General features: G+C 59.7%; 13 protein-coding genes and 1 pseudogene. 8 read left to right on the top strand and 6 right to left on the bottom strand.

What is annotated here, in order from left to right:
* Window positions 1-71 precede the first annotated feature (71 nt).
* Window positions 72-353 (top strand): annotated as a pseudogene (locus V0R60_RS27035) (PAS domain-containing protein); the annotation flags it as partial.
* Window positions 354-566: 213 nt separating this feature from the next.
* Window positions 567-1,655: a methyl-accepting chemotaxis protein gene (locus tag V0R60_RS16725; RefSeq protein WP_371922306.1), complete on the top strand. Its 1,089-nt coding sequence runs from the start codon at window positions 567-569 to the stop codon at window positions 1,653-1,655.
* A gap of 2 nt (window positions 1,656-1,657) precedes the next feature.
* On the opposite strand, the gene V0R60_RS16720 is transcribed toward V0R60_RS16725, so the two are convergent.
* Both V0R60_RS16720 and norR read right to left on the bottom strand, forming a co-directional pair.
* Complete coding sequence (locus V0R60_RS16720; RefSeq protein WP_330080083.1) at window positions 1,658-2,557, bottom strand: chemotaxis protein; 900 nt, start codon at window positions 2,555-2,557, stop codon at window positions 1,658-1,660.
* Between the two features lie 80 nt (window positions 2,558-2,637).
* On the bottom strand, window positions 2,638-4,191 hold the full coding sequence (norR, locus tag V0R60_RS16715) for a nitric oxide reductase transcriptional regulator NorR (protein WP_330080084.1): 1,554 nt from the start codon (window positions 4,189-4,191) through the stop codon (window positions 2,638-2,640).
* A 153-nt stretch (window positions 4,192-4,344) separates the two neighbouring features.
* On the opposite strand from norR, the gene hmpA reads away from it, so the two are divergent.
* Both hmpA and V0R60_RS16705 read left to right on the top strand, forming a co-directional pair.
* Window positions 4,345-5,526: an NO-inducible flavohemoprotein gene (gene hmpA / locus V0R60_RS16710; RefSeq protein ID WP_330080085.1), complete on the top strand. Its 1,182-nt coding sequence runs from the start codon at window positions 4,345-4,347 to the stop codon at window positions 5,524-5,526.
* A 171-nt stretch (window positions 5,527-5,697) separates the two neighbouring features.
* The gene (locus V0R60_RS16705; protein WP_136474605.1) at window positions 5,698-6,168 is read left to right on the top strand and encodes a phosphate-starvation-inducible protein PsiE; all 471 of its coding nucleotides are present in this window, start codon (window positions 5,698-5,700) and stop codon (window positions 6,166-6,168) included.
* 115 nt (window positions 6,169-6,283) lie between these two features.
* On the opposite strand, the gene V0R60_RS16700 is transcribed toward V0R60_RS16705, so the two are convergent.
* The 4 genes from V0R60_RS16700 to V0R60_RS16685 form a co-directional block, all read right to left on the bottom strand.
* Entirely contained in the window at window positions 6,284-6,691 is a 408-nt protein-coding gene (locus tag V0R60_RS16700) for an HPF/RaiA family ribosome-associated protein (protein WP_136474606.1), read from the bottom strand.
* A gap of 177 nt (window positions 6,692-6,868) precedes the next feature.
* Window positions 6,869-9,208: a TonB-dependent Fe(3+) dicitrate receptor FecA gene (gene fecA, locus V0R60_RS16695; protein ID WP_330080086.1), complete on the bottom strand. Its 2,340-nt coding sequence runs from the start codon at window positions 9,206-9,208 to the stop codon at window positions 6,869-6,871.
* A gap of 88 nt (window positions 9,209-9,296) precedes the next feature.
* A complete protein-coding gene (locus tag V0R60_RS16690) occupies window positions 9,297-10,232 on the bottom strand; it encodes a FecR domain-containing protein (protein ID WP_330080087.1) in 936 nt (311 codons plus the stop codon).
* Complete coding sequence (locus V0R60_RS16685) at window positions 10,229-10,723, bottom strand: sigma-70 family RNA polymerase sigma factor (RefSeq protein WP_330080088.1); 495 nt, start codon at window positions 10,721-10,723, stop codon at window positions 10,229-10,231. Before V0R60_RS16685 ends, V0R60_RS16690 begins: the two co-directional genes overlap by 4 nt.
* A gap of 215 nt (window positions 10,724-10,938) precedes the next feature.
* Between V0R60_RS16685 and V0R60_RS16680 the strand changes: the two genes are divergently transcribed.
* The 4 genes from V0R60_RS16680 to V0R60_RS16665 all read left to right on the top strand — a co-directional run bounded on the left by V0R60_RS16680 (window position 10,939) and on the right by V0R60_RS16665 (window position 15,195).
* On the top strand, window positions 10,939-12,909 hold the full coding sequence (locus V0R60_RS16680) for a ligand-gated channel protein (RefSeq protein WP_330080089.1): 1,971 nt from the start codon (window positions 10,939-10,941) through the stop codon (window positions 12,907-12,909).
* A gap of 74 nt (window positions 12,910-12,983) precedes the next feature.
* A complete protein-coding gene (locus V0R60_RS16675) occupies window positions 12,984-13,289 on the top strand; it encodes a DUF3649 domain-containing protein (RefSeq protein ID WP_330080090.1) in 306 nt (101 codons plus the stop codon).
* The gene (locus V0R60_RS16670; RefSeq protein ID WP_330080091.1) at window positions 13,286-14,869 is read left to right on the top strand and encodes a PepSY-associated TM helix domain-containing protein; all 1,584 of its coding nucleotides are present in this window, start codon (window positions 13,286-13,288) and stop codon (window positions 14,867-14,869) included. Before V0R60_RS16675 ends, V0R60_RS16670 begins: the two co-directional genes overlap by 4 nt.
* Window positions 14,869-15,195 (top strand): DUF3325 domain-containing protein, encoded by a 327-nt coding sequence (locus V0R60_RS16665; protein WP_330080092.1) that lies wholly within the window; start codon window positions 14,869-14,871, stop codon window positions 15,193-15,195. The genes V0R60_RS16670 and V0R60_RS16665 overlap by 1 nt, the downstream gene beginning before the upstream one ends.
* Window positions 15,196-15,316 lie beyond the last annotated feature (121 nt).

Here is a 15,316-nt window from a genome sequence, read left to right as displayed (position 1 = left end):
AGGAAATCAGCCGGTTTGTCACTAAAGTCGTACGCCCTGCCGATTCTCCCGAAAAACAACGAGTGCCTCCGATGAAGAGCAATATGCCTGTGACCGGTCGCAATGTGGATTATCCCGGTGACGCCAATATCCTTTCTACCACCGACCTTTCAAGCGTAATCACCTACGCCAATGACGACTTCGTCAAGATCAGTGGATTCAGTCGTGAAGAACTGCTGGGCAGTCCTCACCATGTGGTGCGTCACCCCGATATGCCACCCCAGGCATTCGAACAGATGTGGCAGACCCTCAAGAACGGTCAGTCATGGATGGGCTTGGTGAAGAATCGCTGTAGAAATGGTGATCACTACTGGGTCAGTTCCTTCGTTTCACCCATCGCCAGTGAAGGGAAAACGGTGGAGTATCAGTCGATCCGAACCAAGCCAAGTGCTGAGCAGGTTGAAGCTGCCGAGCGCTGCTACAGCGATTTACGCAGCGGTCGAAAGGCCTGGTGGCAACGCTTGCCGGTGTTCGGCCTTGGCGGGCAATTGTGGGCGGGCGTCACCCTGGGGTTGGTGCTGGCCTCGGTGCTCAGCCACCTGTTGTTGCCGGTGATACCCTGGCAAGGGGCAGTACAAGTGTTGTTGGCCAGCGGCCTGAGTGCGCTGGTGATCCTGGCGGTGCTCAAGCCCTTCCAGCGTTTGTGTGCTGAGGCCAAGGCGATTGCCGACAATCCGTTGAGCCAGCAGTTGTACACTGGCCGTCGCGACGGCATCGGCCAGATCGATTTTGCCCTGCGCATGCTCAAGGGCCAGCTCGGCGCGGTGGTTGGGCGAATCAGCGACACCTCGCGGCGTCTGGCCGGGCATAGTGGTTCGTTGGCGCAGTCGCTGCAAAGCAGTCACAGTACTAGCCTGGAGCAGCAGGGCGAAGCCGATCAGATCGCCACCGCGATCAATCAGATGGCGGCCAGCGTGGCTGAGGTCGCCAGCAACGCCCAGCAAGCCTCGCAGGCGGCCGATCAAGCCGAAGATGAAACCCGTGCCGGGCATCAGTTGGTCGACCTCAATCGCAGTGCGATTCAGGAATTGGCCAACTCGCTGGATGCCGCCACTGAAGTTATCCACAACCTGCAGAGCCACAGCAGTGAGATCACCGGTGTGGTGGAGGTGATCCGTGGGATTGCCGAGCAGACCAACCTGCTCGCGCTCAACGCCGCTATCGAAGCGGCCCGGGCGGGTGATCAGGGGCGCGGCTTTGCGGTGGTCGCCGATGAGGTGCGCAGCTTGGCGCAGCGCACGGCACAATCGACCCATGAGATTCAGCGCATGATCAGCGTGCTGCAAAATGGCGCGCGCGACGCTGTGCAGGTGATGCAGCAAAGCAGCGAGCACGCCGGGCACAGTGTCGATCAGGCCCGGCGCGCCGCCACCGCGTTGGACGGCATCAGCCTGCGGGTCAATCAGATCAGTGAGATGAGCTTGCAGATTGCAGCGGCGGTGGAGCAGCAAAGCCAGGTCAGCGAGAGCATCAACCGCAACATCATCACCATCCGCCAGGCCAGCGAATCAACCGTGCAGGTTGGCCAGCAAAGCCATCTCAGTGCCAGTGATGTGGCGTCGATTGCCGAAGACTTGCGCCGCCTGGCTGCCGAGTTCTGGCGGCGCTGTCATTGATGTCAGTGCTCTTCGAAGGCTACTGAGCGCGCCGCAACGATCAGGCAGTCGGTCAGCTCCGGTGAAGAGAACTTGGTCAGCACCGCGTTGGCCCCGGCGAGCCGGGCTTTTTCGCTGTTCATCGCGCTGTCCAGCGAGGTGTGCAGCAGCACGTACAGGTGCTTGAAGTCCGGGGTTTCGCGCAGGGTGCGGGTGAAGGCGTAGCCATCCATTTCGGACATCTCGATGTCCGAGACCACCACGTTGATCTCCTGCTCGGTGCCTTGCAGCTCGAGCAGGGTGTTGATCGCATCCTTGGCGCTGCGCGCGGTGTGGCATTCGATACCGAGGCCGCGCAAGGTGTGCACCGATTGCTGCAAGGCCACCAGGCTGTCGTCGACGACCAGAATGTTGGTGGCGGCCAGCACCGCTGCATCATCGGCGCTCAATTCGCTGCCCGCGACCTCGTGAGGGGGCGGGGAGATACCGTGAATGACCTTCTCGATATCCAGCACTTGGACCAGGGCATTGTCGACCCGGGTCACGCCAGTAATGAACGACTTGCTGCCCGAACCGTAAGGCGGTGGCTTGATGTCGGTGGTCAGGCAATGAACGATCTTGCTCACCGCCTGTACATGCAGGCCCTGTTTGGAGCGGCTGATATCGGTAACGATCAGGCAGCCGCCCTGGGGATCTTCCAACGGCCGCTCGCCAATGGCCCGGGACAGGTCGATCACCGACAGCGAGTTGCCACGCAGGGTAGCAACGCCTTTGACGTGGGGATGTGACTCCGGCAGTTTGGTCAGCGCAGGGCAAGGAATGATTTCACTGACCTTGAGCAGGTTGATAGCCATCAGCTTGCCGCTGCGCAGGGTGAACAGCAGCAGCGACAACGAGTCCGCGCGGGCATTTTGCGTGGCCATGGGTACCTTCAGGTCAGGTTGAACGGGGGAGATGCCGGGTTATCGACCCGACAGCCCGGGGCTTTAATGGCTTGCGTAAATCAGCGTAGACCCAGGCGCTTGGCCAGGCGACTGAGATTGGCCCGATCCAGGCCCAGTTCGCGGGCGGCGCTGGCCCAATTGCCCTGATGACGCTCAAGGCAGGCTTGGATCAGTTGGCGCTGATAAACGTCGAGAGCCTGGCGCAGGTCGCCCACCGGCAAGTCAGCCGTCGCGGTGAGCGGCGCCTGTTCCTGGCTGAGCGGTGCTTCGATGGGCTTGAGGTCCAGGTCCGTGGCATTGAGGGTAAGTATTTTCGGACGCTGACGGTGCTGGCCCAGGGCCTTGAGCGCCGAGCGCCCGATCAGGTGTTCGAGCTCTCGCACATTTCCTGGCCAGTCATACGCCAGCAGGGCGGCCTGGGCTTCCGCGCTCAGGCGCAAGCTGCCCAGGCCCATGCGTGAGCGATTGTGTTCGAGAAAGTAGCCACTGAGCAGCAACACATCGCGCCCACGCTCACGCAACGGCGGCACCCGAAGCGGGTAAACGCTCAGGCGGTGGTAGAAATCGGCACGATAACGGCCAGCCCGCACTTCATCAGCCAGGTCGCGATTGGTAGCAGCGATCAGGCGCACGTCGACGCGGTGTTCCTGGTCTGAACCCAGTCGCTGCAATTGCCCGCTCTGCAGCACACGCAGAAGCTTGGCTTGCACCGTCAGCGAAAGCTCACCGACTTCATCGAGAAACAGCGTACCGCCGTTGGCCAGTTCGAATTTGCCGCGTCGTTCGTCGACCGCGCCGGTAAAGGCACCCCGCACATGGCCGAACAGTTCGCTCTCTACCAGGGTGTCGGGTAACGCCGCGCAGTTGAGGCTGATCATCGGTTTGTTGGCGCGGCCCGAAGCCTGATGTATGGCCTGCGCTACCAGTTCCTTGCCGACCCCGGTTTCACCCGTAATCAGCACGGTCAGGTCGCTGCTGCCGACCAAGTGGATCTCTTCCAGCAGGCGCTTGTGCAGCTTGCTCTGGCCGATCAGTTCCTTGTACTGCTGGCCGCTGGCCTGACGATACACCTCGGCGCGTTCGTGCTCATCCTCGGCGCGCAGCGCCAGGCGCGCGATGCGCTCGGCAACATTGACCGTGGCTTCGGCCAGGCTGGCAAAGGCTTGCAGGGCGTCCAGTTCAACTTGCTGGAACTGCTCCGGGTCGAGTGCGTCGAGGGTGATCAGGCCCCAGGGTTGTTCGTCGACAAACAGCGGGCAACCCATGCAGTCATGAACTTCCAGGTGCTGGTGCAGGCCTTCGACCAATCCGTCGTAGGGGTCTGGCAGCTCGCTGTCGCTGGCAAAGCGAGTAGGGGCGTTATGGCTGAGAATGATCTCGAAGCGCGGGTGTTCGTTGACCTTGAAGCGTCGCCCCAGCGTGTCCGTGCTCAAACCATCGACTGCCAATGGCACCAGCCAATCACCATCCAGGCGCAGAAGCGCGGCAGCATCGCACGGCAACAGGCTGCGCATGGCTTCGAGCAGACGTCGATAGCGTTCGCGCTCGGGCAAGTCGCGGGACAGATCGCTGACCAGTGGCAGCAGGGCGGTTAGCAGGGGTTTTGCGGTCATAAAGACTCCTGTTGGTCTTAATGACTATATATCAGATGTGGTCTTTATGACTCTGTTATTTTTAACTCATTGATTTTAAAGGGTTTAAAAGTTGGCACGAAAACTGAATTAGCGAACGTATTCATCAGAAGCCATAGGCTCAGGAGTCACTTAATGCTTAATGCCCAGGATCGTGCGATCGTCAAAGCCACTGTTCCCCTGCTCGAAAGCGGTGGCGAAGCACTGACGACTCACTTCTACAAATTGATGCTCAGCGAATACCCTGAAGTGCGCCCACTGTTCAACCAGGCCCACCAGGCCAGCGGCGACCAGCCACGTGCATTGGCTAATGGTGTACTGATGTATGCCCGTCACATCGACCAGCTCGAACAGCTCGGTGGCTTGGTCGGCCAGATCATCAACAAGCATGTGGCCTTGCAGATTCTTCCGGAACATTACCCGATCGTGGGTAGCTGCCTGCTGCGCGCCATCGAAGAAGTGCTTGGCAAGGAAATCGCCACCCCTGAGGTTATTGCAGCCTGGGGCGCAGCCTACCAGCAACTGGCCGACATCCTCATCGGCGCTGAAGCCGATGTTTATGCGCAGAAAGAAGCAGCCCCTGGCGGCTGGCGCGGTGCGCGGGACTTCAAACTGGTGCAGCGTGTCGACGAAAGCAGCGAAATCGTTTCTTTCTACTTCGCTCCCGTTGATGGCGGCGCGATTCTTAAAGCCGAGCCGGGTCAATACATCGGCCTGCAACTGATCATCGATGGCACCGAGCAGCGTCGCAACTATTCGCTGTCGGCCTTGAGCGATGCCGGCCAATACCGTATCAGCGTCAAGCGCGAAGCCGGTGGTAAGGTCTCCAATTACCTGCACGAGCAAATGGCAGTGGGCGACAGCATCAAACTGTTCCCGCCATCGGGCGAGTTCACCTTGAGCGCCAGCGACAAACCTTTGGTGCTGATCAGCGGTGGTGTGGGCATTACCCCGACCCTGCCGATGCTCGAAGCGGCGCTGGAAAGCGGTCGTCTGGTGCACTTCATCCACTGCGCGCGCAACGGTGCGGTGCATGCGTTCCGTGACTGGGTCGATGGTCTGGCGGCGCGTCATCCACAGGTCAAGCGCTTCTACTGCTACGCCGAAGACGATGGCGTCAGCGAGCCTGCCGATGCGGTCGGCCTGCTGACTGCCGAACAGTTGAACGCATGGCTGCCTAAAGAGCGAGACGTAGACGCCTACTTCCTCGGTCCAAAAGGCTTTATGGCTACCGTCAAGGGTCACCTCAAGGGCCTGGGCGTACCTGAGGCGCAGAGCCGCTACGAGTTCTTCGGCCCGGCCTCGGCGCTCGAATAACCCGGTTTTCCCCACCTACGGTTGCAATCGCAAGGCACAGCCAGCAATGGCTGTGCCTTGCGACGTTTGGTCGCCTTCTCAAACAGGCTGCCTGGCCTTTTTACTGCATGCAGAAAAAACGTCATGCGCGTGGCGCATCATCCTCCCAGCCGTATCAAGGAAACCGCAATCGTGAACATCAAATGGGCAGACAAACTGCGCAAGGGCCTGCATGGCTCGGCCGACTCGCTGGGCAATCTCTGCGTCGAAGCGTTTCACTACCTGGCCTTGTTCGGCATTGGTGCGATTACCGCTTATGCAGCCGTCGCGACCTTCATCGATATGCTCAGCAAGGGTGGCGTCAGTGTTGATGACATTCTTCTGTTATTCATCTACCTCGAGCTGGGGGCGATGGTCGGGATTTATTTCAAGACCAACCACATGCCGATTCGCTTCCTGCTGTATGTGGCGATCACGGCGCTGACCCGCCTATTGATCGGCGATGTCTCGCATCACAAGGCGCCGGATGTCGGTCTGCTGTATGTGTGTGGTGGGATTCTACTGTTGGCGTTCGCGATTCTGGTGGTGCGTTATGCTTCTTACCAGTACCCGTCGACCAAGGCTATCGATGCCAGTGGAAAGGAAATCGAAGAGGGTAAGTAACTCGGTGGCTGTTGCTGCGATGGGGCACTGAAGGGATGCAGTCGATCTCGGAGACAATGCCGATAAAAAAAGGCGAGCCCCCTGGCTCGCCTTTTTACCGTCTGCGTTATGTCATTCAGCTGATGCTGCGAGCTTGCTCGTTTTCCAGGAATTCTTCCTGTAGCAGGCCGTCATTCTGGGCCTCATTGGCGGTTTGTTGAGTGACGGCGCGTTTGCTGCGTAGCTTGCCGTAGAAATGCTCCAGGGCATGGTTGAGCTTCAGTGCTGCTCCCTCGACAGCCTGGTCGAGCGATGCAGACTTGTGGCTTACGGAAATCGGTTGATGGCCTTTTGGGCGTGCCTCCATCTGGCAGCGTTTGTCGTGCGGACCTGGCTTGTCGCCATTCTCGTCTCGCAGGTGAACCTCGACCCGGGTGATATCTTCCTCAAAGTGTTCGAGCATGCTTTCGATGGTGCTGCGGACCCACTCTTCCAGTCGAATGTTGCCTTGAATATGGTTGTCGCTATTGACTTGGATTTGCATAGTTCAATCCCTTATTCAGCTAGCTCGCAAGAGAATCGATGGGGCCTTTTCGGCCTGTGGAAACCATCGCCTCTTGACTACAAGGTCAGGCACTTGGCGCAACTTTTCAAGCCCTTTTGAAAGATAAATTTCTTGTTGCAAAAACCCGGCGCCGGCCGGGCTTTTGCATGCGCTGGGTCAAAACGCGACAGATGTCTGCAGGTATACCGTACGGGGTTCACCGACATACTTGCCCTTGTTGTTGTCATCGAACGAGCGCGTGTAGTACTGGTGATTGAAGATATTCTTCACCCCAACGGCAACGTTCAGGTTCGACAATTGCGGGCCAAAATCATAGGCTGCGCGGCTGCTGAACAGCATGTAGCCAGGGATGCGTCCGTTGCTGCCGTCGGCACTTTCCGTCGCGGTGTTGGCGTTGTCGGCGAACTGGTCGCTCTGGTAGGTGCTGTCCAGGTTCAGCTTCCATTGGCCTTGAGTGTAGCCCACCCCGAGGGTGCCTTTGTGCCGTGAGGAGAAGGGCACACGATTGCCTTTGTTCGGCCCATCTTCGCGGATTTTTGCGTCGACAAAGGCATAGGTTGCATACACGTCGAAACCGGCCAGTGCGGGATTCAAACCCTCCAACGCGTACTTCACGCTGGTCTCGATACCTTGATGACGGGTCTCGCCGCGGGCGATCACCGAATCGTTGGTCTGGTTGCTTTCGTACTGGTTATCGAAGTTGATCAGGAAGGCGCCGATTTCCGCTTGCAGCAAGCCATCGTCGTAGCGCGTACCCAGTTCCCAGGTACGGGCTTTTTCCGGTTTGACTTCGCCGCTGCTGACGCGATTGGGCATCTGGCTGTACTGCACGCTGCCGAAGGAGCCTTCGGTATTGGCGTAGAGGTTCCAGCTGTCGGTGAGGTGGTACATCACGTTCAGCGCCGGTAGCGCGGTGTTGTAGTCGCCCTGATAGCGCTGGCCGTTGAGTTTGTTCGACTGCTCGGAGTCGATCATCTCGTAGCGAATGCCCGGGGTGATGGTCCACTTGCCGATGTCGATACGGTCATCGAGAAAAATTGCGTGGGCTTCGGTACTGCCGCGGGTGTCGCGGTCGTTGCGGCTGGCAGTGGTCGGCAGTTGGTTGGCGGCCAGCGGCTCGCGGTAACGCAGCTCGTGTCCGGCTTCGTTGATGTAGCGATAGCCGACGCCCACTTCATGCCAGCTCTCGCCGAGGGCAAAACCTTGCGAGAAGCGGGTTTCGATACCGCGCACCCAGTACTGGCGTGGCGACAGCGAAACGAAGCTGCCCTGGTTCAGATAACCGCTGCGCAAGGTCTTGGTGAAGAAGCTGTTGACGCTGAATTGCCGGGCATCTTCCTTGTAGTCGTAGCCGAAGTTGAACATGCTGCGACGGCCCCAGAATTTGTCCTGGAGGCGCGTCGACTGGTACGGGTCGGCATCGTAGTCGGCGACGCTCAGGCCGCCGGGCATTTGTGCTTCACCTTCGTAGTACTGGGCCATGGCGTGCAGGCTGTTGGCCTCGTCGAGCTGTAATTTGCCCTTGAGAATCAGGTCGTCGATCTGCGTGTCGCTGTGTTCGCGCCAATCGCCACCGCGGGTGCCGGAGTAGAGCAGGGCGCCACCGAGGCCATTGTCATTGGTGCCGCCAGCAAGCAGGTTGGCGCTGGTTTTGAAACCGTCATGGCTCGACGAGGGGCTGGTCTGGGTCTGGAAGCCGGCCTTGACGGTGGGCTCGTCCGGGATCGCCCGGGTCACGAAGTTGACGATACCGCCAACGTTCTGCGGGCCGTAGCGCACGGCGCCGCCACCGCGCACCACATCCACTGCGTCCATATTGCCCATGCTGACCGGGGCGAATGACAACTGCGGTTGGCCATAGGGCGCGAAGGGCACCGGAATGCCATCCATCAGCACCGTGGAGCGTGAGGCCAGGCGTGGGTTGAGGCCACGGATTCCGAAGTTCAACGCCATGTCATGGCTGCCGGTGCCGTTGTTTTCCGGGGCGTTGACGCCAGGAATACGGTTGAGCACTTCGCGGGCAGTGATCGCGCCCTGGCGCTCGAATTCTTCGCGGCGGATTACATCACGGGCGCCGGGATGTTCGAACACATTGTCTTGTTGGGCTGCGCCCAGCCAGTCGCCGACGACGGTGGAAACGCCCAACTCCACCGGCGCGCCGAGCGCTGCTTGTGGTTGCAGACTGAAGGCATTGTCACCTTCGGCACGGGCTTGCAAACCACTGCCTTGCAGGAGGATGTCGAGTGCCTGCTGCGGGCTGTACTGGCCTTCAAGGCCTGGGCTCTGCACGCCACTGGTGACCTGCGAGCCAAACGAGATCAGGACGCCGCTTTCTCGGCCAAACTGGTTCAGAGCGTTTTCCAGCGACATCGGCGCGATGTGGTAGCTGCGTGCTGCGGGCTGCTCAGCCAAGGCAGGGATAGCAATAACGCTAAGGCCTGTACCGAATAACAAAGCGCGTAGAACGTGGGCAAGTGGACTCGGGCGAAGGGGCATGCAAGGGGTCCTTGAGAAGGTCAAAGCAAAGGGTTCTGCCTTCTCTGTCACGCGAGATGAAAAATCGGCTCAGGTAATGTGAAAAAAATCAGACCCGGGCTTCGACTGTCACCCAGTAGCGGGTAAAACGCCGTACGCGCACTGGCAGGGCGATCTCCAGCAGGTCGAGAATTCGCTCGCTGTCAGCCAATGGATAGCTGCCGGAAATCAGCAGTTCGGCAACCTCGGGCGCGCAGTTGAGTTGGCCGCGTCGGTAGCGGCCAAGCTCATCGAGAAAATCGCCAAGGCGCATGTGCGCCGCCAGCAGCATGCCGTCGACCCAAGCCCCGGCATTGCTGTCGAGCAGTTGCAGGGCTTGCCACTGCGGGCCGTTGAAACGCGCCTGACGACCGGCTGCGAGCACATCGCCGGCAAGGCTGGCGCTGCCCTGGTGAACGCTGAGCTGGCTGTAGCGCGGGAACTGGCGCAGGTTGTAGCGACCTTCGGCGAGCTGCAGCTGGCCGAAGTCGGTGAGCAAATTCAATGGGCGAGCATCTGCGGCGACGGCGAGCTGTATTTCACCTTCGAGCAGGCGCACCAGGCGCTGTTGTGCATCGAAGCGCACATCAACGGCGCTGCGCGTGTTCAGGTGCAGTTGGCTGCCATCTTCCAATCGCTGGCGACGACGTTCGCCCACCGGGCTGCGGTAGTCGGCAAGCAGGGTCGGTAGGGGATTGTGCTGCTGCACGGTCAAGCCGACAGCCCCCCCCACGCCCAGAATCAACAGGGTCTTGAGCGCGCGCCGGCGACTGGCCGAGCGCGGTGCCTGCAATGCCGCATGGGCCAGCGGTGACGACAACCCGCGCAGGCGCTGGTTGACCCGCTGAATGTGCTCCCAGGCACGGCGATGCTCTTCATGGGCTTGCAGCCATTGCTGCATGGCCTGCTGCTGGCGCGGGTCGAGCGCACCGCCCTGTAGCTCGATCAACCAGTGCACAGCCTGTTCGGCGACCTGCGGCGAAAATTCCTGATATGCGCTGTTCACAGGGCGAAGTAACAGCGCATGGCTGCCTTGTTCAAATAGCGCTTTACCGTGGCCAGCGAGATGTTCAATTGCGCGGCAATTTCACCGTAGCCAAGGCCGTCGATCTGAGCGAGCAGGAACGCACGCTTGACCAGCGTAGGCAGGCCATCGAGCAGACGGTCCAGCTCCAGCAGGGTTTCGAAAATGATCGCCCGGTGTTCTTCCGAGGGCGCCAGTTCTTCCGGTAACTGCGCCAGTGCCTGGTAGTAGGCGCGCTCCAGATCCTGACGCCGGTAGTGGTTGCACAACACCCGCTTGGCCACGGTGGTGAGGAACGCCCGTGGCTCATTGAGCACCGGTGTTTCCCGGGCCTGCAGCAGGCGCATAAAGGTGTCCTGGGCCAGGTCGGCGGCATTGTCCGGGCAGCCCAGACGGCGCCGCAACCAGCCGGTCAACCAGTTGTGATGGGCGTGATAGAGGCCTTCGAGCGAAGTGGAAGAGGCGCTGGGCACCGTGAACTCTCCGGCGCCAGAATGCGCAACATAATAAGAATTGTTCTCATTGTAGTGTTTTCTTGGGTCGGTCGGCAATCCGCTGCTGACTGGCGGCGCAATAGCCCATGAAAGTGTAAAAAACGTAAATAATCTTTACTCTCATTTGAGAATAAATAGCATTCGCTCCCTAAGACGCTTTACCAAACCTTTACATATCTCAGGGAGAGCTCCACGTGTCCCCGCTTTTCACTCGATCCTGCCTTGCTCTTTCCCTCTGCTCGATTTATGCCGCCCAGGCCAGCGCTGCCAATCAGAACGCCCTGGAACTGGAAAACGTCGTGGTTACCGCGTCTGGCTTTTCCCAGCAAATCAAGGACGCGCCGGCGTCCATTTCGGTGATCACTCGCGAGCAGATCGAGAACAAGTCTTACCGTGACGTAACCGACGCGCTGAAGGATGTGCCGGGTGTCGTGGTTACCGGTGGCGCCAGTTCCAGCGATATCAGTATTCGGGGCATGGCCTCCAAGTACACGCTGATGCTGGTTGACGGCAAGCGCCAGGACTCGCGGGCAACTCGTCCCAACAGCGACGGTGCCGGGATCGAACAAGGCTGGATGCCTCCGCTCGAGGCCATCGAGCGCATCGAAGTGGTACGTGGGCCAATGTCGTCGCTGTATGGCTCCGACGCCATGGGCGGGGTGATTAACATCATCACCCGTAAAGTGACGCCGACCTGGTATGGCGGCGTGCGCACTGAAGCGACCTTCCAGGACCGCTCCGATTCGGGCGACTACAACAGCACCAGCGCTTTTGTCTCCGGGCCGTTGATCGAGAACCTCGTGGGCTTGCAGCTTTACGGGCAGCGTTCGCGTCGCGACGAAGACCACATCGTCAACGGCTTCAACGAGCAGAGCACCGACAGCGGTACCGCCAAGCTTTCGTTCACCCCTGATGAGCACAACGACATTACCTTCGAGGCGGGCAAATCCGAACAGGATCGCTATGCCCACCAAGGGCGTTCGGCGCGCTCCACAGATAGTTTCAGCGATTATGAGCGCACCAACTTCGCCATCAGCCATTCCGGCCGCTGGGAAAGCATCACCACCGACAGTTACCTGCAACGCGAGAAAATCGAGAACCCGGGTCGGCGCATGGAGTTGGAAAACACCGTGCTCAATACGCAGATGTCGTATTTCAGCGACTCGCACATCACCACCTTTGGTGGCCAGTACAAGTACGAAGACCTCAGTGACGAAGGCAACCAGTTGGCTGCAGCCTCCGACGTCAACCAACTGACGCGCTGGTCGTGGGCATTGTTCGCTGAGGATGAATGGCGCTTGACCGAAGCCTTCGCCCTGACTGGCGGCATTCGTATGGACCGTGACGAAAACTACGGTACGCATTGGTCGCCACGGTTGTACGGGATGTATCACCTGACCGAGAACTGGACTGTCAAAGGGGGTGTGTCCAGTGGTTATCGTTCGCCAGACATTCGCGCGGCAGTGGATGATTGGGGGCAGATCACCGGTGGCGGTGGCGATCCGGCAATCATCGTAGGCAACTCTAGCCTCAAGCCGGAGAAAAGCCTGAGCCAGGAAATCGGTTTCATCTGGGATAACCTCGAAGGCTTCTCCACTGGCCTGACCGTGTTCAACACCGACTTCAAAGACAAGATCACCGAGACCCGCCGCTGCACCGACAGCACCGGCAATGCTTCGGGCCAGTGCCAGATCGGCGGTACTTCGTACAAGTTCATCAGTGATCGGGTGAACGTCGACGAAGCGCAGATGCAAGGCGTAGAAGCAACGCTGGACTGGGACATCACCCAGAGCGTGAAGCTTGCTACCAACTACACCTTCACCGCCTCCGAGCAAAAAAGTGGCCCGCAGAAAGGCAAGGCACTGAACCAGATGCCTCGGCACATGTTCAACGCCACCTTGGACTGGCAGGCGACCGACCAGTTGGGCACGTGGGCGCGAATGAACTATCGCGGCAAAACCTCGGACTACCTGGGGCGCACCACCATGTCTGATGGCACTCCGTCCTACACCTTTGTCGACCTTGGTGGCACTTATCGGGTGACCAAGAACGTGAAATTGCTGGCCGGTGTGTACAACGTGTTCAACAAGGAAGTGGACTACCAGGAGTATCAGACCGTGCTGGACGGTCGTCGCTATACCGTTGGCGTCGACCTGTCGTTCTGATCAAGCTGCCAGCGGCTTTGCTTGTGAGAATATAAATCATTATTATTAGTGGTTCTTCACAATGGATGGATGCCATGAAAAGCAAAGCCGCCGGGCTGCCCCTGAATTATCGCCTGGCTGTGACATCACGTTGCCTGGCTGCCGTGTTTGGCGGATATCTGCTGGCAGCCATGGCCAGCGTCTGTATCACCTTGCTGGCACCAATCCCCAAGGCTGAGGCAGTGATCAGCGGCATGATGCTGTCGTTCCTGTTTTACCTGGTGGCCTTTCTCTGGTGCTTTGCCTGCCGTACGGCCTGGCATGCCTGGTGCGGCGTGTTGGTACCAAGCCTGGTGCTGGGCGCGGTCAACGGATTGGCCTATTGGATGAAAAACTCATGAAAGAGGGCTTTCGCCAGGCCATGGCCTGGTTGCACACCTGGACGGGCCTGATCTTCGGCTGGTTGTTGTTTGCGATTTTCCTCACCGGGACCATGTCCTACTTCAAGGAAGAGATCAATCACTGGGCCCAGCCCGAAGTACAGGCGCGCCCCCTGGACCCGCTGGCAAACCTGGCTGTGGCGCAGAATTACCTGCAAACGCATGCACCCGATGCGGGCAGTTGGTTCATTCGCTTGCCTGAAGCGCGCGAGCCGGGCCTGAGTGTCGGCTGGCGTGCAGAAGGCGCCGGGCGGCGCGGCTTTATCGACAAAACCCTCGACCCGCTCACGGGCACCGAGGTGCAGGCTCGCGAAACACGCGGTGGCGACTTTTTCTACCGATTCCATTTTCAGCTGGAAATGCCTCATCCATGGGGCCGCTGGCTGTCGACCTTTGCCGCCTTCATCATGCTGCTGGGCTTGGTGACCGGTATCATTACGCACAAGAAGATCTTCAAGGAGTTCTTCACTTTCCGCCCCGGCAAGGGCCAGCGTTCCTGGCTTGATGGCCACAATGCCATTGGCGTATTGGTGCTGCCATTTCACTTGATGATCAGCTACAGCAGCCTGGTGATTTTCATGTCGCTGGTCATGCCGGCGAGCATCATCGCCAGCTATGGCGACAACACCCGGGGCTTTTTCAATGATCTGTTCGGGGCCCCCGAGCAGGTCAAGGTGGCCGGTGTCGCGGCGCCATTGATGCCGTTGCCAGCGCTCTACGAGAAGTTCCGCGAGCAACAACCGGACGCGCGTCTGGGCTGGATCGAAGTGCAGAACGCGGGAGATCAGAATGCCCGCGTGCGGTTCTCCCGTCATGGTGGTGATCGTATTGCCTACCAGCGTGGCCAGAGCTGGGTCTTTGATGGCGTCAACGGCACGCTGCAGTCCGGTAGCAAAGCCGAGTCGACGCCCGTGGTGATCTCCGCCGGCATGTACGGTCTGCACATGGGTATGTTCGCCGGTCCCTGGATGCGCTGGCTGTACTTCTTCTTCGGCCTGGCTGGCACGGTGGTTATTGGTACGGGCCTGGTGCTGTGGCTGGGCAAGCGTCAGCTCAAGCATGCCAAGAGCGGCACGCAACCTTTCGAGCTGCGGCTGGTGGAAGTGCTGAACATTGCCAGCATGAGCGGTTTGCTGCTGGGGGTTGCGGCGTTCTTCTGGGCCAACCGCTTGCTGCCGGTGAGTATGCAAGGCCGGGCCGACTGGGAAGTGAACAGTTTCTTCCTGCTTTGGGCGTTGTCGGTACTGCATGCGGCGCTGCGTCCGGGCCGCAAAGCCTGGGCCGAACAGTTGGGATTGGCGGCGTTGCTGTGGGCCGGCTTGCCGCTGCTCAATCAGCTCACCACCAGCCAGGGCCTGATCCACTCCGTTTCGGTGGGTGACTGGGCCATGGCAGGTTTCGACCTGACGGCCTTGGGCAGTGGCCTGTTCCTGGCCTGGTTGGCAGCCAAAATGTGGCGCCCACCGGTAGTAGCGGCCAAGCGTGCGCCCAAAGCTGCAAAAGCACCGAGCGCCAACCTGATTGAAAGCGAGGTGAGCTGATGCTGGCCGTTACCCTGTTTGGTTTTGTCGGTTTTGCCTGCCTGTGCCTGGCCATGGAAAAGCATTACAAGGACTTGCTTGGCAGCGCACCCAGCGCCGCGCGCTTGCGCGCCTTGCGCATCACTGGCTGGTTGCTGCAGCTGCTGGCGCTGTACCTGGCGGTGCAGGGCAGTGGCTGGGCCATGGGGCTGGTGGAGTTGTTCGCAGTGTTGATGGCAGGGGTGACCCTGTGGGTATTTCTGTTGCCCTATCAGCCACGCTTGTTGCTGGGGCTGGTGGGGTTGAGCCTGGTGCTTGGGCCGGTACTGCTCATATTTCCTCACTAGGTGCCCGGTCGATTTTCGTCGGCACGGATCCCTTCGCTCCGGCATTGCTCCCGCGGGGACCGCGCCGGAGGGCCATCCATGGCCTGCACCCGACTACGCAATACCTGCACTCAGCCTACTG

It is taken from the genome of Pseudomonas auratipiscis, from assembly GCF_036324085.1.
GTDB classification, from domain to species: domain Bacteria; phylum Pseudomonadota; class Gammaproteobacteria; order Pseudomonadales; family Pseudomonadaceae; genus Aquipseudomonas; species Aquipseudomonas auratipiscis.
This window is presented reverse-complemented; position numbering and strand designations above follow the sequence as displayed.

Excerpts from the sequence above, each read along its gene's own strand:
- V0R60_RS16720 (WP_330080083.1), bottom strand. The coding sequence starts at position 2,557 with ATGGCCACGCAAAATGCCCGCGCGGACTCGTTGTCGCTGCTGCTGTTC.
- norR (WP_330080084.1), bottom strand. The coding sequence starts at position 4,191 with ATGACCGCAAAACCCCTGCTAACCGCCCTGCTGCCACTGGTCAGCGAT.
- hmpA (WP_330080085.1), top strand. The coding sequence starts at position 4,345 with ATGCTTAATGCCCAGGATCGTGCGATCGTCAAAGCCACTGTTCCCCTG.
- V0R60_RS16700 (WP_136474606.1), bottom strand. The coding sequence starts at position 6,691 with ATGCAAATCCAAGTCAATAGCGACAACCATATTCAAGGCAACATTCGA.
- fecA (WP_330080086.1), bottom strand. The coding sequence starts at position 9,208 with ATGCCCCTTCGCCCGAGTCCACTTGCCCACGTTCTACGCGCTTTGTTA.
- V0R60_RS16675 (WP_330080090.1), top strand. The coding sequence starts at position 12,984 with ATGAAAAGCAAAGCCGCCGGGCTGCCCCTGAATTATCGCCTGGCTGTG.
- V0R60_RS16670 (WP_330080091.1), top strand. The coding sequence starts at position 13,286 with ATGAAAGAGGGCTTTCGCCAGGCCATGGCCTGGTTGCACACCTGGACG.
- V0R60_RS16665 (WP_330080092.1), top strand. The coding sequence starts at position 14,869 with ATGCTGGCCGTTACCCTGTTTGGTTTTGTCGGTTTTGCCTGCCTGTGC.